Annotated in this window: 15 protein-coding genes; 11 read left to right on the top strand and 4 right to left on the bottom strand. The window is 43.3% G+C overall.

Features of this window, described 5'->3' with window-relative positions; genetic code table 11:
* The first annotated feature begins 173 nt into the window (after positions 1-173).
* Positions 174-608 carry an RrF2 family transcriptional regulator gene (locus tag OCV57_RS05560; RefSeq protein WP_046440590.1) on the top strand — a complete coding sequence of 145 codons (435 nt, stop codon included), beginning with the start codon at positions 174-176 and terminating at the stop codon, positions 606-608.
* A 394-nt stretch (positions 609-1,002) separates the two neighbouring features.
* A complete protein-coding gene (locus OCV57_RS05555; RefSeq protein ID WP_051706220.1) occupies positions 1,003-1,554 on the top strand; it encodes a TIGR04002 family protein in 552 nt (183 codons plus the stop codon).
* A gap of 133 nt (positions 1,555-1,687) precedes the next feature.
* Here the strand turns inward: OCV57_RS05555 and OCV57_RS05550 are convergent, their stop codons facing one another.
* On the bottom strand, positions 1,688-2,317 hold the full coding sequence (locus OCV57_RS05550) for a phosphoribosyltransferase (protein ID WP_022288693.1): 630 nt from the start codon (positions 2,315-2,317) through the stop codon (positions 1,688-1,690).
* Between the two features lie 336 nt (positions 2,318-2,653).
* Between OCV57_RS05550 and OCV57_RS05545 the strand changes: the two genes are divergently transcribed.
* The 5 genes from OCV57_RS05545 (at position 2,654) to OCV57_RS05525 (ending at position 8,615) form a co-directional block, all read left to right on the top strand.
* The gene (locus OCV57_RS05545; RefSeq protein ID WP_256321681.1) at positions 2,654-2,929 is read left to right on the top strand and encodes a hypothetical protein; all 276 of its coding nucleotides are present in this window, start codon (positions 2,654-2,656) and stop codon (positions 2,927-2,929) included.
* Between the two features lie 416 nt (positions 2,930-3,345).
* Positions 3,346-4,782 (top strand): efflux RND transporter periplasmic adaptor subunit, encoded by a 1,437-nt coding sequence (locus OCV57_RS05540; protein ID WP_046440585.1) that lies wholly within the window; start codon positions 3,346-3,348, stop codon positions 4,780-4,782.
* 12 nt (positions 4,783-4,794) lie between these two features.
* Entirely contained in the window at positions 4,795-5,481 is a 687-nt protein-coding gene (locus tag OCV57_RS05535) for an ABC transporter ATP-binding protein (RefSeq protein WP_022288690.1), read from the top strand.
* Positions 5,478-7,325, top strand: a complete 1,848-nt coding sequence (locus tag OCV57_RS05530) for a biotin/lipoyl-binding protein (RefSeq protein WP_256319816.1) — start codon at positions 5,478-5,480, stop codon at positions 7,323-7,325. Before OCV57_RS05535 ends, OCV57_RS05530 begins: the two co-directional genes overlap by 4 nt.
* Before the next feature lie 15 nt (positions 7,326-7,340).
* Positions 7,341-8,615 (top strand): ABC transporter permease, encoded by a 1,275-nt coding sequence (locus tag OCV57_RS05525; protein WP_038670279.1) that lies wholly within the window; start codon positions 7,341-7,343, stop codon positions 8,613-8,615.
* Between the two features lie 264 nt (positions 8,616-8,879).
* On the opposite strand, the gene metF is transcribed toward OCV57_RS05525, so the two are convergent.
* On the bottom strand, positions 8,880-9,734 hold the full coding sequence (metF, locus tag OCV57_RS05520; protein ID WP_267300730.1) for a methylenetetrahydrofolate reductase [NAD(P)H]: 855 nt from the start codon (positions 9,732-9,734) through the stop codon (positions 8,880-8,882).
* A gap of 281 nt (positions 9,735-10,015) precedes the next feature.
* Here metF and OCV57_RS05515 point away from each other — a divergent pair, with 281 nt between their 5' ends.
* Positions 10,016-11,431, top strand: coding sequence for a sugar transferase (locus OCV57_RS05515; protein WP_267300729.1), 1,416 nt, complete (start codon positions 10,016-10,018; stop codon positions 11,429-11,431).
* A 250-nt stretch (positions 11,432-11,681) separates the two neighbouring features.
* Here the strand turns inward: OCV57_RS05515 and spo0A are convergent, their stop codons facing one another.
* Together spo0A and spoIVB are read right to left on the bottom strand one after the other, a co-directional pair.
* A complete protein-coding gene (gene spo0A / locus OCV57_RS05510; protein ID WP_267300728.1) occupies positions 11,682-12,464 on the bottom strand; it encodes a sporulation transcription factor Spo0A in 783 nt (260 codons plus the stop codon).
* A gap of 270 nt (positions 12,465-12,734) precedes the next feature.
* Positions 12,735-13,961, bottom strand: coding sequence for a SpoIVB peptidase (gene spoIVB, locus OCV57_RS05505; RefSeq protein ID WP_267300727.1), 1,227 nt, complete (start codon positions 13,959-13,961; stop codon positions 12,735-12,737).
* Positions 13,962-14,210: 249 nt separating this feature from the next.
* On the opposite strand from spoIVB, the gene OCV57_RS05500 reads away from it, so the two are divergent.
* The 3 genes from OCV57_RS05500 to OCV57_RS05490 all read left to right on the top strand — a co-directional run bounded on the left by OCV57_RS05500 (position 14,211) and on the right by OCV57_RS05490 (position 17,750).
* Positions 14,211-14,849, top strand: coding sequence for a hypothetical protein (locus tag OCV57_RS05500; protein WP_038670282.1), 639 nt, complete (start codon positions 14,211-14,213; stop codon positions 14,847-14,849).
* A 138-nt stretch (positions 14,850-14,987) separates the two neighbouring features.
* Positions 14,988-15,983 carry a LacI family DNA-binding transcriptional regulator gene (locus OCV57_RS05495; protein WP_046440578.1) on the top strand — a complete coding sequence of 332 codons (996 nt, stop codon included), beginning with the start codon at positions 14,988-14,990 and terminating at the stop codon, positions 15,981-15,983.
* Positions 15,984-16,382: 399 nt separating this feature from the next.
* Positions 16,383-17,750 carry an ABC transporter substrate-binding protein gene (locus OCV57_RS05490; protein WP_117865590.1) on the top strand — a complete coding sequence of 456 codons (1,368 nt, stop codon included), beginning with the start codon at positions 16,383-16,385 and terminating at the stop codon, positions 17,748-17,750.
* The last annotated feature ends 26 nt before the right edge of the window (positions 17,751-17,776 follow it).

Below are 17,776 nucleotides of genomic sequence, written 5' to 3'. Positions count from 1 at the left end.
TGAACTTGTATACTTAATTGTATTATACACTACTTTTTGAGAAAAATAAAGAGGGTAAAAAGAAGTTTTTTGTAAATACGCCCTTTGCGGTGGTTTTTGCTTGACATTTTTACAAATATGATATATAATTAATCATAGATTTTCTGTAGGATTTATGAAAGGATCTGACGCTGATGAAAATATCCACAAAGGGAAGATATGCACTGAGGCTTATGCTTGACCTTGCTTTACATGAGCAGAGCGGATATGTGCCTATCAAAGTGATCGCTGAAAGACAAGACATCAGCGACAAGTATCTTGAACAGATAATATCCATTCTTGCAAGAGCGGGCTTTGTAAAGAGCGTTCGTGGTGCAGGTGGCGGATACAAGCTGGCAAAAACGCCTGCGGAATACACTGTGGGAATGATACTTCGGCTCACAGAGGGAAGTCTTGCTCCTGTGGCTTGTCTGGAGGGGGAAGAAAATACCTGTCCACGTCAGGACAGCTGTGCAACGCTGACGGTATGGAAAAAGCTTTACGGTGCTATAAATGGTGTTGTTGACGGCATTACCTTGCAGGACCTTGTAAATCAGGAAAATGCAAGGATAGATGATTACGTTATCTAGGTATTAGGGCTTGTGATTTCTCGGTAACATTTATGGGAAAAGAAGTATCGGGACGTCGGGGGCGCCGTCCCCTACAATTTGATGATTTATGTTTTGCAAAGTGGAGTGGTCTTGACTATGACCGCTCTTTTTTTACGCCTTTTTATCTTCTACCTATAGCACAAAAGAAAGCCTATATGACAGCTTGGTTTTGTGCATAATTGATTTTGTCATGTTATTGTAAAATTATTGTGGGATATGGTATTGCTTTGATGCACAAATGTGATGTTCGGATAGGACTTTTGGATTGTGCAAAAGATACAATCTGAGGTGGGAAAAGTGTGAAACTGAGGCATTTGCAAATCATAGTCTGGCGGTATAAAATAAGGATAGAAATTAAATTGGAGTGATAATAATGAGTACAACAGTTCAGGTAAAAAATTCAACAAAGCATATTCAGCTTATATGCGTGACAGGTCTTTTTGCGGCAATGATATATGTTCTTACGGCATGGCTGCACATTCCTACGGGTGCAGGCTACACACACGCAGGTGACGGACTTATTTATCTTGCGGCTTCAATGCTTCCTACACCTTATGCAATGGCGGCAGGCGCTATCGGAGCAGGTCTTGCAGACGGACTTTCGGGATTTGTGGTATGGCTCCCTGGAACTATCGTTATAAAGGCGATAACTGCTCTTTGCTTTTCAAGAAAGACAGAGAAGATAATCTGCGTGAGAAATCTTCTCGGCATTATCCCTGCACTTGTTATATGCGTGGTATGCTACAGTCTTTATGAGGGAATTTTTATGGCAGGCGGTTTCTCAAAGAGCGCAATAATTTCGGCTTTCGGTCAGACTCCTGCTTACTGCATACAGGTGCTTGCAAGCTCGATACTTTATATAGTGCTTGGTCTTGGTTTTGACAAGGCTGGGCTTAAAAAGAAATTTTCACATTTGTTTGGATAATTTATTGGCATAAAAGCGTGATAAGCAAAGTGGACGACATCAGGTCGTCCCTACGCATTTTGGCAAAAGAAAAAGGGGCGGAAGTCAAATTCCGTCCCTTTAACGTTATTTTTATGGAGAATGAAGTTACAAGCTATATCTTTGAATAGCCGAAGCTGTTTACCAAAGCGTCGACCTTCTGTCCTGATTTGCACATTGGGCATTCTGATGATGTATATGTCATGTAATCAGGCAGATCCTTTTCTGTGAAAAGGGCGTGGATAGCAGTGCCGTTGTTCTCTTTGATAGCGGAGAATATGGAAGCTATTCCTACAAGGTTGCCGTTATAGTATTTCAGACAGTCCATTGCTCTGTTTATGCTCTTTCCAGTTGAAACGGAAGCGATAAGCAGAAGCACCTGTTTGCCCCATATCTTCTTCTGAGTGTTATCTCTGAATATCATCTGATTTACAGCGTTTAGCTCAGGCGTTACTACATTTACGTCTGCACCGCTGTTTATGCCGCTTTCGCCAAGGCTTTCAGCGAGAAAGGCACCGATGATCTCTGTGCCTTCAAGGCATATGATAGTGTCGATATGTGTTGAAACATAGGTGGCTGCCAATGCCTTTGCGGCTTCCTTTGCCATTTTATAACCAGTTTTAAGAGATGTTATATCTACATAATAATTGATATGCGAGTGGTTAGTTGCATAGTGACCCGGTATAACGCCTATCTGTATCTTGCTGTTGCCTGCTGCCTGTATAATTTGCATACGTTCTTCCAAAATAAAGACCTCCTTACAAGTAAAGTGTGAACAGTATGTTGCTATTCGTTATTATATCACATATGAACAAGATTTTCAATGCTATTTTTGATGAATTTTGCTATATATTTTTGTGACAATACACAATTAATAAACTGATAAATCAAAATTTACAGCGATTTATTTGTAATTCGTGAGGTGTTGTGTATATTGTTGTGTAAACGAATGTATGATTTGTACAAAATTCTGCTTGTAATTTTATTGGAAAATGTGTATAATTGAATGAGGAAAACTTTGAGCAGCTCTGTGATAAAGCTTTGCTGTTGATAAATGGCGTATCGGAGGAGGTCTTTTTATATGAGGACAAGAAAGCTTTTGTCGGGGCTTGGAGCGGCTGTGATGTCGCTTATGATGATAATACCGTGGGCGGTGTATGCGGACAGCCCTCAGACGGAGGACAGCTCCATTGTGACGGAAAGCTCTGCGGCGGAGGCTATGGCGGAGCAGGAGGTTATCAAGGCGCAGAAAAACTCCACCCAGAACACTGAGACCGATTGGGTGCTTTTCGGCTGTATCGGCGGCGGTGCGGTGGTAGTGCTTATAATGATAGGGCTTATGGCTAAGAAAAAATAATACATATTAGGGCGGCGTGGGCTGCCCTTTTTTTGTTGGGGTGATTTGTTACAATCTGTATTGGTGAATGCTGTTTGCACCGAGAGTGTTTAAAAACATCAGGTGCCTCTGCGGGATAGTACGAGAAATTTTTTTTGTTTGCAACTTTTTTTGTTATTGCACGTCTTTATAGATGAGGGAAATTCTTATGAGCTTCTTAAAACAACGTCTTTTTTTATTGACTTGTATTCTTTTTATGGTATAATGTATACATAAAAACAGATAAGAACAAAAGACAACAGGACAGCAAGATAACAAAGAATAATACGCTCATGCTATACCCTTATGGGAAAGGTGGGGCTGTATTATCCGTCTGGCTGCTGTCAGGCGGATTTTTTTATGCTGTTTTGGAAAAAATCATAAACGGAGGTATTGCAATGACCACGAAAAAAAGGATATGCACTGTTATAATAGTGCTTGTTATCGTCTGCACAGTATGTGTGGGAGGCTTTTTCGTATGGAAAAAGACCGGCAAGGGAGGCTCAAAAAGCTCACAGAAGGTATATGTGCAGAAGGTATCGTCACTTAACACTGCGTCGGACTTCAAGCTTTCTAATCGCTCGTTCTTGGGCGTTGTTGAGGCACAGGAGTCTGTGGACGTAAAGTATGACAGCTCAAAGACGGTGGCCGAGATACTTGTTAAGAACGGTGACTCTGTTAAAAAGGGTGACAAGCTTCTTACATATGACGTTGAGGCTATAAATCTTCAGCTTGAGCAGGCTAAGCTCGAGGTGGAGAGGCTCCAGAACGAGATAGCTTCAAACAAGAGCCAGATAGCTGAGCTTGAAAAGGAAAAGAAAAACGCCGATCAGGACGCTGCTGTGTCATACACGACCCAGATCCTTTCTTTGCAGAGCGACAATGCCAAGAACGAATATGATATAAAGGCTAAAAACGTTGAGATCAAAAAGCTGGAGGCTTCCACAAAGAACGCATACGTCACCGCTTCTATCGACGGAACTGTAAAGAACGTCAAGACGGTGGACAAGCTTCAGCAGGACGGCGGCGACGTTATAATGCAGATAACAGAAGAGGGCGACTACAGAATAAAGGGCAGATTCAACGAGCAGAACAGCAAAGATATCATGCAGGGAGCTTCTGTTATCGTAAAGTCAAGGCTTGATGATTCCACTTGGAAGGGCGAGATAACTTCTGTTGACACAAGTCCGCAGAAAAATTCTGGTGATGATATATACAGCTTCGGTTCAAGCGATGAGATGAGCCAGTCTTCAAACTATGCTTTCTATGTTAAGCCTGAGAACTTTGACGGACTTATGCTCGGTCAGCACGTTCTTATTGAGATAGACAACGGACAGGACACTTCTATAAACAAGACGGGCATATGGCTCTATTCCGACTTTATCTGCAAGGATGGCAAGAAGAACTACGTTTGGGCTAAGGACAAGGACGGAAAGATAGAAAAGAGATATGTTGAGATAGGTCAGAAGGACGAGGATAACGGTGACTGCGAGATAAAATCAGGTCTTGAAAAGGGTGATTATATCGCATATCCTGACAAGTCTATCGAGGAGGGCATGACGGCTACCACAAATGAGGCTGACGTGTCTGTTCCACCTAATGACCTTGGCACGGACGACAACAGTGACGGTGATACCGAGGGCGGTGACGAGGACATCGCTTTTGACGGAAGTGATGAGGACGGCATGGCTATAGACGAGGATATGCTCGCAAGCATGACGGACGAGGAGATAGAAGAATACTTCAACAAGCTTTACGGTGAAGAGGAAAATGCAGAAAATGCAGACGGTGAGAATGCCGACGCTGCTGATGCTGACGCAGCTTTCGCTGAATAAGGAGGGCTTGCAATGGTATTTGAACTGAAAAATATCTACAAGGATTATTTGCAGGGCAAGGAAGCTGTGCCTGTGCTTAAGGATATTTCCCTTGAGGTTTCAGAGGGGGAATATGTGGCGATAATGGGTCCGTCAGGCTCGGGAAAGTCTACGCTTATGAACATTATAGGCTGTCTTGACAAGCAGACAAAGGGTAGCTTTGTTTTTGACGGCTGTGACATTATGCAGGCAAAGGATAGGAAGCTTTCGGAGATAAGAAACAAGAAGATAGGTTTTGTGTTTCAGAACTTTAATCTGCTCCCTAGACAATCAGCACTTGAAAATGTGGAGCTTCCGCTGCTTTATGCGGGGGTAGGCAAAAGAGAAAGACGTCAGAGAGCAAAGGCGGCTCTTGAAAAGGTGGGGCTTGCACAGAGAATGATGTTCAAGCCTACTCAGCTTTCAGGCGGTCAGAAGCAGAGGGTGGCTATTGCAAGGGCGATAGTCAACAATCCAAAGCTTCTTCTTGCAGACGAACCCACAGGCGCTCTTGACACAAAGTCGGGCGATCAGGTAATGGAGCTTTTCAAGGAGCTTAATGACGACGGTGTTACTATCGTTATGATAACACACGAGCCTGACATTGCAAGATGTGCAAAGAGGATAATGTATATCCGTGATGGCGAGCTTCATGGAGAAAAGGCAGGTGAGCAGGAATGAAAAAGGTAATAATAACACTCCTGTGCATAGCTATCCTTGGCGGAGGCGGATATGCGGGAGCAATGAAATATAAGAAAAATCAGGACAAGAAAACTGTTGTGTCGGTAGTTCCTGTTGACCTTATGGCGGAAACTGCGGATAGTTACGAGTGGGACAGCTCAGCGAACATGGACGGGCAGATAGTTTCTGCCAATGCTCAGAGAATTACTCTTGACAACGAGAAGCTTGTTAAAAAGGTGTTTGTAAAAAAGGGCGACACTGTGAAAAAGGGCGACACTATACTTGAATATGACATGACGGTGGTGGAGCTGGAGCTTTCACAGAAAGAAAATCAGGTAAAGGTCTGCGAGCAGAACATCAAAATGGCTGAAAAGGAGCTTGCTAAATACAAGCTTTTAAAGCCTTCTGAGGACGCTCCGCAAGAGCCTGACGATCCAGAGCCGGAACCAGACCCAGAGCCGGAACCAGACCCAGAGCCAACTCCAGATCCTGAGCCAACTCCTGAGCCTGTGGAAACTGTGGACGTTGTAAAGGCTGTTTTCCAGACGAAAAATGCAGGCACAAAGGAAGATCCTTACATTATAAACTGCAACAGGAACACAAAGGTATCCAGAGCGTTTCTTGAAAGGATAAAGACAGCGGGGGCTTATGCGGAGCTTTGCGTTTATGATGATAACTCAAACTTTATATACAAGTGGATAGTCAACCATGAAACAATGGGCAAAAAGGCTCTTGCAGACTGGACAGTTTCGCAGGGGATAACTGAGGATAAGGAAAGCGGTACGCTTTCTCTTGACACTTCTGTGGAGCAGTTCGGCAAGTTCTCTATCGTTGTGCCTGCAGGCTCAGACCGCAGTGATGACAGTGCTGACGATAGCGATCATACTGATGATATCGACAATGGCGGTGATGCGGATATACCTGATAACGGTGATTATGATGATAATGACGCCGGCATAGATGTCACTCCTGCTGACCCGTCACAGACGGACGGTACAAATTCAGGCTCTGAGGACTATACGTACAGCCGTGCAGAGATAAAGAAAATGATTTCAGAAAAAGAGGACGAGATAAAGAGCTTAAAGCTTAACCTTAAGTCTGCAAAGCTTGACTACAATGACGCTTTGAAGAAAAAGACAGACGGCAAGGTAGTGGCTAATATCGACGGAGTCGTTAAAAAGATAGGCACTGTAGGCGACGCTGCCGCAGAGGGCGATAATTCGGACGATGGTGACGACAAAGACGATATGGACATTACAGACAGCAGCACGGACTACAGTGGTGACAGCTCTGATGATGACGTTTTCGCAATAATCGAGGGCGAGGGCGGAGTTTCCGTTACTTTTAGTGTGGGCGAGCTTAATCTTGACAGAGCGGCTGTGGGAAACACTGTTATGGTGAACTCATACAACACGGGAATGAGCATTGACGCTGAGATAACAAAGATAAGCAGCGAGCCTACGTCATACTCGACAAACAACTGGGGTGACAATCCTAACAGTTCCACCTACACTATAGAAGCTAGGCTCAACGACAGCACGGATTTCAACGTGGGCGACTGGGTAGGCGTTTCATTTGTGAATGACACCACGACCAGTGACAGCGTTTATCTGCCTATACATTATGTAAGGCAGGAAAACGGAAACTACTATATAATGAAAGCAGACAAGGACGGCAGACTTGTGAAAAGCTACATAAAAACAGGCAAGATAATGTATGGCACTAATATCGAGGTCAAGGGCGGACTTTCTATGAAAGATAAGATATGCTTCCCATACGGCAAGGACGTCAAAGAGGGCGTAAGGACAAAGGAGACCGACAAAGTCCTTTATCCTGAGTATTAAAAGGGGGCGGATAATATGATAGAAAATATCAGACTTTCATTTAAGGGAATACTTTCACATAAGATACGCTCGTTTCTTACTATGCTTGGTATCATTATCGGTATTGCGGCTATCATTGCTATAGTTTCCACTATCAAGGGTACAAATGAGCAGATAAAGAACAATCTTATCGGCGCAGGAAACAACACTGTGAAGATCCAGCTTTCAAATGGCGACACTGTTTGCGACTTTTCTTATGAAGCGCCACCGTCTAATGTGGCAATGTTCACACCGGACACTAAAAAACGTATCAACGAGCTTAAAGAGGTGGAGTCAAGCACTTTTTACCGCACAAGAAACAATCCTGACAATCTGTTTTATCTTAACAACAAAATGGATTCGTCAACTATATATGGAGTAGACAAGGATTATTTTGATACTGTTGGATACGAGATAGTTGAGGGAAAGGGCTTTGCGGAGAGAAACTTTACCAAATTTGACAAGGTGGCAGTGGTAGACAAGACGCTTGCAGAGGGTCTTTTCCAGGGTGAAAGCCCTGTGGGAAAGGTAATAGATATAAGTGGCGAGCCGTTCACTGTAATAGGCGTGGCTGTGAAAAATTCAAACTTTGAGCCTGTTATAAGCTCAGTGGAGGACTACTACACATACAATCAGACATCAAGCGGACTTGTCTTTATCCCCACAAACGATTGGGGGATAGTTTTCCGCTATGACGAACCAGAAAACTGTATCGTAAAGGCTGTGGACACGGACTCGATGACGAATGCGGGCAAAAAGTCGGCGGATATTCTTAACGAGAACGTTTCGGCTGTAAAGGGCGGAAGTAAGGAAACCAGCGCTTCTGTGGAATACAAGAGCGATAGCCTGTTGGAGCAGGCGAAGTCATTGCAGGATCTGAGTTCATCGACTAATAAGATGCTTATATGGATAGCAAGCATCTCTCTGCTGGTAGGCGGTATAGGCGTAATGAACATTATGCTCGTGTCGGTAACAGAGAGAACGAGAGAGATAGGACTGAAAAAAGCACTGGGAGCAAGGAAAAAGAGAATTCTTGCACAGTTTTTGACAGAAGCGGCAGTGCTTACGAGCATAGGCGGAATAATCGGTGTGCTGACGGGCATAGGGCTTTCGCAGGTAATAGCGAAGGTAGCGGAAGTGCCTGTGGCGATATCCTCGGCGTCAATAGTAGTGTCGGTGGTATTTTCAATGGTAGTTGGAATAGTATTTGGACTTATTCCGTCCATAAAGGCGGCGAAGCTCAATCCTATCGACGCTTTGAGATATGAATAATAAGCTATAATAAAGCGGTGTCGGAGTGTAAAGCTCTGACCCGCTTTGTGTTTTCTTATACGAGTGAAAAAACCAAAGAGCGAAGTGATTTTGCGGCACAATAAACTATCCCCTACATTTGGGTGCAGTGTTTATACAATGTAATAATCAGTAGGATCGTGAAAAAATGAAACGGGCGAACACTGTTCGCCCCTACAGTTGGTCTGTGCGGAAAACAAAAAAGCAGGCGGAGATCAATTCTCCGCCTGCTTGCGTTTGTGTAGATCAGAAAAGCGACTTCACCGCTTCACATATTTTCTCTGCTATATATGGATTGTTCATGGTGTAAAGGTGTATTCCGTCTACATCATTGGCGATGAGATCTACTATCTGCGATACTGCATAGGCTATGCCTGCATCTCTCATTGCTATTGGGTCGTTCTCGTATTTGTCCATTATCTTTAGAAACTTCTTCGGCAGGGTCGCATGACAAAGAGTTGTCATTCTAAGTATCTGCTTTTTGTTGGTCACAGGCATTATTCCTGCTTCAATAGGCACGTTTATCCCTGCTATGGCTGTTTTTTCTCTGAAATCGTAAAATGTGCTGTTGTCAAAGAAAAGCTGGGTGATAAGCTGTGAACAGCCTGCGTCTACTTTATCCTTCAGGTGCTTTATATCATCTACTATGCTGTCGCACTCCGGGTGACATTCAGGATAGCATGCGCCTATCACGTTCATGTCGCTGTGTTCTTTTATGAAAGATACAAGGTCGGAAGCGTAGTAAAAATCACCTGCCGGCTCAAAATCAGGGTTTCTGTCACCTCTCAAAGCAAGTATGTTCTCGATGTTCGCAGATTTCATCTCTTCAAGCTGCTCTAATACTCGTTCCTTTGTCTGATAAAGGCATGGAAGATGTGCCACCGACTCTATCTTGTGGTGATTTTTTATAGCCGAGCATATGTCGATAGTTGCATTGTTCGTGCTTCCGCCTGCTCCGTATGTTACGCTGATAAAATCAGGATTAAGTGGCTGGAGCTGTGATATGGTGCTGTATATGCTCTCAACAGGCGTTGAACTCTTTGGTGGGAACACCTCAAAGGATAATGTTGTCTTTTTCTTGAAAAGCTCGCAGGTCTTCATTTATTTTCCTCTTTCCTGTTATCTATATAAAAATATATTTTTTATTTTTCTGCAAAGTATATTATAACACAAAATTCCTAGTAAATCAATAATTTTTATTTTATGGTCTGTCATAGTTTAAAGCTATATCGAACGGAGATACAGGTATTATCTTGAAAAATCAGGCTGAAAAAGGTGGCAGACGGTGAAAATTGTGTGTAATGCTTGATTATTGGCGAAAAGTATGCTATACTTTACTCATTGAGCAGATAACAAAAACAGCAGAGAAAGGCGGTTTTTTGTTGAATAACAGAGATCAGTTCAAAAAGATACTTAACTATCTCAGCGCACTTGTTATAATCTGTGCCTTTATGAAGTGCTTCGACACGGTTTGGAACAACTTTTACAACAAGGCGATGCGTGACCCGTTCTGGCATAATGGTAACATTCTTATGGTGGCTATCTATGCGGTGCTCTATATATCCATGGCAAAGACCTTTAACGGCTTCCGTCTTGGATATGATAAATTCACGGGGCTTTTTGGCTCGCAGGTGCTGGGTGTGCTGGGTGCGAATTTTATAGAATTTATACTCGTTTCTCTTATCGGACGAGGCAGGCTCAACATAGCGCCCATACTTGTTATGACGGTAATTCAGGTGGTCATAGCCTTTGCGTGGAGCTATGTTTTCACTTGGATATATCAGGCGGTATACCCTCCACGGCGAATGATAATCGTTTATGGAAACAAGAACGCTAAGTACCTTGTTTCAAAAATGAGCGTGAGAAATGACAAATACAGGATATGCGCTTCTATAAGCTGTGAGGAGAGCCTTGAGGATATCGAGCGTGAGATATTAAAACACGAGGCTGTTATAATCTCAGATATCCCAAATGACCTGAGAAACAAGCTTTTGAAATTTACTTTTGAAAATTCTATCAGGACTTATATAAACCCTAAGCTGTCAGATATTATCGTAAGGGGTGCGGAGGATTTCCACCTTTTCGATACGCCCCTTTTGCTGGCGAGAAATGACGGCTTGCGCTGGGAACAGCGTGCGGTAAAGAGGATACTTGACATTGTGCTGTCGGCTGCCGCATTGGTGGTGGCGTCACCGTTTATGCTAGTGACAGCTATTGCAATAAAGGCTTATGATGGCGGTCCTGTGCTTTATTCTCAGAAAAGGCTCACAACAGGGGGCAGGGTGTTCAAGGTATACAAGTTCAGAAGCATGATAGTTGACGCTGAAAAGAAAAGCGGTGCGACCCTTGCAAAGAAAAATGACAGCCGTATCACTCCTATAGGAAAGTTTATAAGAAAAGTAAGGATAGACGAGCTTCCGCAGCTTATAAACATACTAAAGGGCGATATGTCGTTTGTAGGGCCTAGACCTGAGAGACCTGAGATCGCGCAGAAGTATGAAAAAACAATGCCTGAGTTCAAATACAGGCTGAAAGTCAAGGCTGGACTTACGGGCTATGCGCAGGTAATGGGAAAGTATAACACTACGCCTTATGACAAGCTGAAGCTTGACCTTATGTACATAGAGCATCAGTCGCTTATGCTTGATCTTAGAATATTCTTTATGACGGTAAAGACCTGCTTTATACCAGAAGCCACTGAGGGCGTAAAGGATTCAGCTCCTCTTGAAACTCACCGTGACAGGATAGAGCATGACAACAGCAAGGACGAAAAGAACAGCGAAGAGATAAAGCTGTGATAATATGAAAATGCAGAGGGCGGATCATTTTCGCCCTCTTTTTTTGTATTTTGTGTGTAGGGGCGACCTGAGGTCGCCTGTGTTCGGAAATGCAACGTCACACCCAAAGCGAAAAAGTTTGTCTTATTGCAAATTTAGCAGGCGAACAAAGACGGAGGAACACTGTTCGCCCCTACATTTATCAACAAGTAACAAAAGAGCAGAACGTGAAAATGCGTTCTGCTCTTTTTGCATATATGACTTATGACCCCTAGACCGCCAAGGTGGTCTTGAATTTAAGGCTTATTTTGTCTGCGATAAGTGCGATAAATTCGCTGTTTGTGGGCTTGCCCTTGCCTGTGTTTATTGTGTAGCCGAAGAAGCTGTTGAGGGTGTCGATATCTCCTCTGTCCCATGCTATCTCAATGGCATGGCGTATGGCTCTTTCCACTCTGGAGGGCGTAGTTGCGAATTTTTTTGCCACTGCAGGATATAATAGCTTTGTAACGCTTTCAAGCATTTCCTTGTCGTTCACGGACTGTATGATAGCTTCCCTGAGATAGTGATAGCCCTTGATGTGGGCAGGGACGCCTATCTGATGGATTATGTCTGTGACGATTATCTCAAGGTTTATGCTCTGCTTGTTTTTCGTATAGCTTGAGTCGGAGGATATATCGGTGTCGATATCCAGCATGGACTTTATCCTCTCGCCAAGTATCTTTATGTCGAATGGTTTGAGCATGAAATATGATGCTCCTGCGTTCATGACCTGTGTTTCTATAAATGAGTTCTCATAGGCGCTTGTGATTATAAAAAGCGGTTTCTGATAGGACGAGTTCTGTATCTTTCTGATAAGCTCGATTGCGTCAAGGCTCGGCATCACTGCGTCTGCGATAACAACGTCCGGCTGTTCGTTTTTGATAGCGTCATAGATAGTAAGTCCGTCCTTGGGACGTGTTATCACGAAAAAGCCCATTGCTCTCAGTGAGGAAGCACATGCTACCCCGTACTGTGCCGAATCGTCGCCAATAAGAATTTTGATCTTGTTTGTCATTGTCATTTCCTCCGTCGTATAATCTGTCATTTTTGTTTGAGAGCGTTTGTTTTAACTCCCTTTCACAAGATAAATGATAACACATTTATTTGTTAAATGCAATAGTTTTTTAGAAAAATCGTCAACAAATTATCGACTTATTAATGCAAAGTGTACAAATATCAGTGCGTGAATATGCCAAAACAAGATAATTAAGCATTGTTCGACTGCAGATGATATTTTTCTCTATGCAAAGCCTTTTCATAAATCGACAGCGATCGGCAAAGGTCGCTAACCTGCGTTTTCTATGGTGCTTTCGGCAAGCTCTGAGGTCTTTGAATACATTTCGTCAGCGAAGATACCGTAGCCTTTGGCGGTGTCCTCGATAAAAACATGGGTCACTGCGCCCACGAGTCTTCCGTCCTGAATGATAGGCGAGCCGCTCATGCCCTGCAAAATGCCCCCTGTTTTTTCAAGAAGCGTCTTGTCAGTTACTTTGATAACAAGGTCATGCTCGGCAGAATCTGAGAGATTTATCTGCTCGATAGATATCTCATATTCTTTTGGCCCGTCATTGTCAATAGAGGAGAGTATTTTGGCTTTGCCGGGGTGTATTTCCTGACGGAAGCCGAGAGGAAACTCTTTTGCATTTGGACAAGGATTTGCATTCAGTGTGCCGAACACGCCGCTTTCGCAGTTTTTCAGGATATCACCTGTGGAGGCGGAGTTTGCAAACTCGCCTAAAAGCTGTCCCGGACAGCCTGAGCGTGACTTGTTGAAGCCTGTGAGGTTTATTTCGCCAACTGTGCCTGCGGAGAGGGGGAGGGGTTCTTTTGTGTCTGCGTCACATACGGGGTGACCAAGGCCTCCGAAAGTTCCGTTTTCAGGGTCATAGAATGTGAGAGTGCCTATGCCTGCGGAGGAGTCACGCACCCACATTCCCGCTTTGTAGCTTCCGCTCTCAAGGCGTGGGCAAAGCTTGAAGGTCAGGTCGTTGCTTCCACGCTTTATGCGCACTGAGCAGGCTTCACCGTTTGAGCTTCTTATTATCTTTGCAACGTCTGCGTTGCTTTTGACTTTTTCTCCGTCGATAGATACTATAACATCGCCCTCTCTGATACCGCAATCTTTGGCAGGGCTTGAAGAATCCACCTTTTGCAGATCGACTACCATTACTCCCTCTGTGAGAAGCTTTATGCCGAATGGCTGTCCACAGGGATAAAGCATTGGTCTTTCCATTGTCTTTGATTCAACCTCCTTGACTGGCACTGCACCAAAAAGCATGAGCATATTTTTGGTGTATCGTGATGCTCCTGACGAACCGCCTGACACCGCCACTGTCACCTTGCTTTCGCAGGGCTTTGAGGATATGGTGAAAAAGGAGTTCACGCTAAGCTCGCTGCCCTTTGAAACAAGGTAGAAATCGGGGAGCGTTGTGGAATAAAATCCTATAAGACCAAACAGCCCCAGCAGTATTATCCCTGTGACGCAGGCTGTTTTTTTGAAAAATGACGACATTTTTTCACGTTCCTTTCTGTTTTTCTTTTCGCTTTTATTGTTGACCTGCTGAGAAATTTAATTCAGCCGTCGGCATAAGTATTATTTGTCTTGGAAAGCCTTTTTCAATTTTATTCTGCCTTCTTAACAGTGCAAAGGAAGAAAATTTCATTTGTATGTGTTGAATTTCGTGGCATACTATGATATAATAAAATATCTGATGAGAACACTATGATACGATAATATTTTAATACATAAAAGAGGTACATTATGTCAAAAAAAGACAGACTTAAAGCACAGAAAGAAAAGCAGGACAGGCTCAGAAAAGAAGAGGAGCTTGAAGAACAGAGAGAGCGTGAGGAAGCCAGAGAAAGGCAGAGCCGCTCGGCGAAAAAGATGATGAAAAAGGCGAAACGCACAAAACCGAACGGTGAGCCTGTTTATTATCTTATTTTGAAGCTTCTTATGATAGTGCCGTTTGCGTATTCGGGATTTTTCTACGGAGGTGTAACCATCGTGGGCATCATGGGCAAGTATATAGAGCCCGTTCCGCCAAAGTGGGTGTTGTGGGCAATGGCGGCAGGCGTTGTTGTCATGTTTGCAGGAATATTGTTTGCGTTTTTCAAAAAATATATCGTTTCCTTTATACTTAGCCTTGGGGGCATGATATCGTTTCTTAAAGCGGGCGGATATCTTATAAAAAGAATACAGGACAAGCTGAGCAATTCGGCTGTAGATCAGTCTTTGCAGAATATGGATAAGGAATATATGTGGAGATTTTATCCTATAATAGGTGTTGCTGTCATATCAGCGACTCTGCTCATCTGCACTATAATAAGAAAACTCATTGAGCGAAAAAGACTGCAAAGAGAGAGGGATAACGCTCCTGTTGAGAGCATTATCAACTGATTTTGGTCTGCGTTTTTGTGTAAATGTGAGATTTTGCAATATTCTATTGACTTTATGTCATAAAATGATATAATTGAATGAGAATGTTATCAGAGTTTATTTTAAGGAGTTCATTAAGAAGAAAAAGCGGTGAGAATTTTGAAGAAAGCAGTTACACTTATAGATATAGCCAAAGCCTGTGACACAAGTAATGTCACTGTGTCAAAAGCCCTTGCAGGAAAAAGCGGAGTTAGCGATGCTCTCAGAGAGAAGATAAAGCAGGTCGCTGACGAAATGGGTTATGTGGGCGTGAAAAGCACTCAGAACAGGGGAGGAAATACTATCGGTGTGCTTATCCCATCAAAATTCATCAATCCTAACGGTTCATTTTATTGGGCATTGTATAACGCTCTTGTAACAAGGCTCAAAAAAGAGAATATGTTCTGCATAATGGAAAATTTAGATCAGGAGGACGAGGACAGGCTCATGCTCCCGCATTGTATCGAGGACAAGCAGGTTTCAGCACTTATTTCACTGGGACAGCTTTCAAAGAATTATGCAAAGCTTCTTAATGACAATGTGAAAGATCTTGTACTGCTTGATTATTATGTGCCGTCCTTAGACTTGGACGCTGTTGTGACAAATGGCTACAGCGGAGGCTACAAGCTTACTTCATATCTTATAAAAATGGGTCACAAGAAGATAGGATACATAGGAAGTAAATTTGCCACAACGAGTATTTTTGACAGATATATGGGCTATGTAAAGGCTATGATAGAGCATGGCTATGAGGTCAACGAAAAGTGGCGTATCGACGATCGTTACAAGCGTGATTTTATCACTATGACTTTCCCTGAGGACGATATGCCAACGGCTTTCGTGTGCAACTGCGACGAGGTGGCTTACCGTGCAATAAGACAGCTCCGTGGCATGGGATATAACGTGCCTGAGGATATTTCCATTGTGGGATATGATAACTATTTGATCTCCGAAGTTTCAGACCCGACTATCACGACTATAAACGTTGACGCAGATTATATGGCAGACCTTGCGGTAATGACGCTTATGGATAGAATGGAAGAACCTGACGGCAAGCCGAGGATAAGAACTATCGAGGGCGACCTCGTTATAAAGGACTCTGTAAAGAGAATATAGGTGTTTATTAGCGAATATAACAAAAGGATCAGCATGGCGGTTGCTGATCTTTTTTTATTTTGCTATTGACAAATAGGTAATTTTAAGTTATAATATACCTGTACTTATTAAGTGCACCTTTCTAATCTATGATTTTCTATTGTTTGCGACATGACCCCGTTGGTTGTGTCGGTTGTCTGATCTTGGCGACAGTCTTTGTTAAGACTGTCGCCACTTTTTTGTGCATATTGCTAAAATTCAGGTCTTAAAGTTTATGTTTGTTTACAAAATTGAGATTAAAAAGATATTAATTTCTAAAAAGATATTGACTTAATTTTATTTAGGCTGTATACTTAATATTGTCATTGAAGACAAATTAATTTACTTAATAAAATTAAGCTAATTCGGAGGTTATCAAGTATGAAAGCAAAGAAGATATGTGCCGGTGCAATGGCACTGGTTTTGTCAATGGGAACAATGAGTGCGTTCACAGGCTGCGGAAGCTCTACAGATTCAAGCAGCAAGGCTGTTACACCTGAAGTATCGCAGGCTGATATCAAAGACTCATTCGACGCAAAGGGTGCAAAACTGGAAGTTCTTACGAACAGAACTGACAGAAAAGAGGACGGCAAGCTCGACGCTCTCACAGACAAGTTTGAGGAAGCTTACAACTGCACAGTTGAATACACTGCATACAAGGACTACGATACAGATGTAGCAACAAGAATGGGTACAGATGATTACGGCGATGTTCTTTGTATCCCTTCAAGCCTTAAGCTTGAGGAACTTCCTACATATTTCGTATCTCTCGGAACTTATGACGAGTTCAAGGACACATATCGCTGGTCAGACAAGAAGATGACGGCTGACGGCAATGTTTACGGACTTGCAGTAGGCGGAACAGCTACAGGTGTTCTTTACAACAAGAAGATATGGGAGCAGGCTGGTATAACAGAAACTCCTAAGACTCCTGACGAGTTCCTTGCAGATCTTCAGCTCATCAAGGATAACACAGACGCTATCCCTTACTACACAAACTTCAAGGACGCAAGCTGGACTATTACTCAGTGGCAGAACCTTGTTCTTTCAGCAGCAGGCGGTGCTGAAGCTGAAAACAAGCTTCTTCAGGATAAGAGCGACCTCTTTGTAGAGGGCAACGGCTATTATGAAGTATACAAGCTGATGTATGATCTGTTCTCAAAGCCTGACCTTCTTGAAGAAGACCACGCTAACACAGAGTGGGAATCATCAAAGGTATGGTTCGGTGAGGGCAAGATCGCTACAATGGTAATGGGTTCATGGGCAGTTTCACAGTTCATGGAACAGGCTGAGAACCCTGACGATATCGGTTATATGCCTGTTCCTGTCACAGCGGCTGACGGAAAGGTATACGCAGAGGAAGGTCCTGACTATACTCTCGGCGTAAGTGCAAACTCCAAGAATCAGGATCTTGCAAAGGCATATGTTGAGTGGTTCATCTCTGATTCAGGTTTCTCTGAGCAGGAGGGTATGATCTCAACAGTTCAGAACAAGGAGCTTCCAAGCATGCTGTCTGGCTTCAAGGACGCTGTATTCTTTGAAAAGGCTGTTGCTCCGGATGACCTCGTTGGTAAGTTCGACGAGATCGACAAGGAGTCAGGCGTTGGCGTATGGCAGGGCGACGAGGACAACTTCAAGATCAAGCTTGCTGAGGCAGCATTCGCAGGCAAGGGCGACGACGGTTTCAACGAGATCATCGCTGATGTAAACAAGAAGTGGGCTGCTGCAAGAGATAAAGTTCTCGGCTAAGACTTAAGATAAATCCCTTATCAGGT

This window comes from Hominimerdicola aceti (assembly GCF_025567495.1).
Lineage (GTDB): Bacteria > Bacillota > Clostridia > Oscillospirales > Ruminococcaceae > Hominimerdicola > Hominimerdicola aceti.
This window is presented reverse-complemented; position numbering and strand designations above follow the sequence as displayed.

Excerpts from the sequence above, each read along its gene's own strand:
- metF (WP_267300730.1), bottom strand. The coding sequence starts at position 9,734 with ATGAAGACCTGCGAGCTTTTCAAGAAAAAGACAACATTATCCTTTGAG.
- spo0A (WP_267300728.1), bottom strand. The coding sequence starts at position 12,464 with ATGACAAACAAGATCAAAATTCTTATTGGCGACGATTCGGCACAGTAC.
- OCV57_RS05530 (WP_256319816.1), top strand. The coding sequence starts at position 5,478 with ATGAAAAAGGTAATAATAACACTCCTGTGCATAGCTATCCTTGGCGGA.
- OCV57_RS05525 (WP_038670279.1), top strand. The coding sequence starts at position 7,341 with ATGATAGAAAATATCAGACTTTCATTTAAGGGAATACTTTCACATAAG.
- OCV57_RS05560 (WP_046440590.1), top strand. The coding sequence starts at position 174 with ATGAAAATATCCACAAAGGGAAGATATGCACTGAGGCTTATGCTTGAC.
- OCV57_RS05540 (WP_046440585.1), top strand. The coding sequence starts at position 3,346 with ATGACCACGAAAAAAAGGATATGCACTGTTATAATAGTGCTTGTTATC.
- OCV57_RS05555 (WP_051706220.1), top strand. The coding sequence starts at position 1,003 with ATGAGTACAACAGTTCAGGTAAAAAATTCAACAAAGCATATTCAGCTT.
- OCV57_RS05535 (WP_022288690.1), top strand. The coding sequence starts at position 4,795 with ATGGTATTTGAACTGAAAAATATCTACAAGGATTATTTGCAGGGCAAG.
- OCV57_RS05490 (WP_117865590.1), top strand. The coding sequence starts at position 16,383 with ATGAAAGCAAAGAAGATATGTGCCGGTGCAATGGCACTGGTTTTGTCA.
- spoIVB (WP_267300727.1), bottom strand. The coding sequence starts at position 13,961 with ATGTCGTCATTTTTCAAAAAAACAGCCTGCGTCACAGGGATAATACTG.
- OCV57_RS05500 (WP_038670282.1), top strand. The coding sequence starts at position 14,211 with ATGTCAAAAAAAGACAGACTTAAAGCACAGAAAGAAAAGCAGGACAGG.
- OCV57_RS05545 (WP_256321681.1), top strand. The coding sequence starts at position 2,654 with ATGAGGACAAGAAAGCTTTTGTCGGGGCTTGGAGCGGCTGTGATGTCG.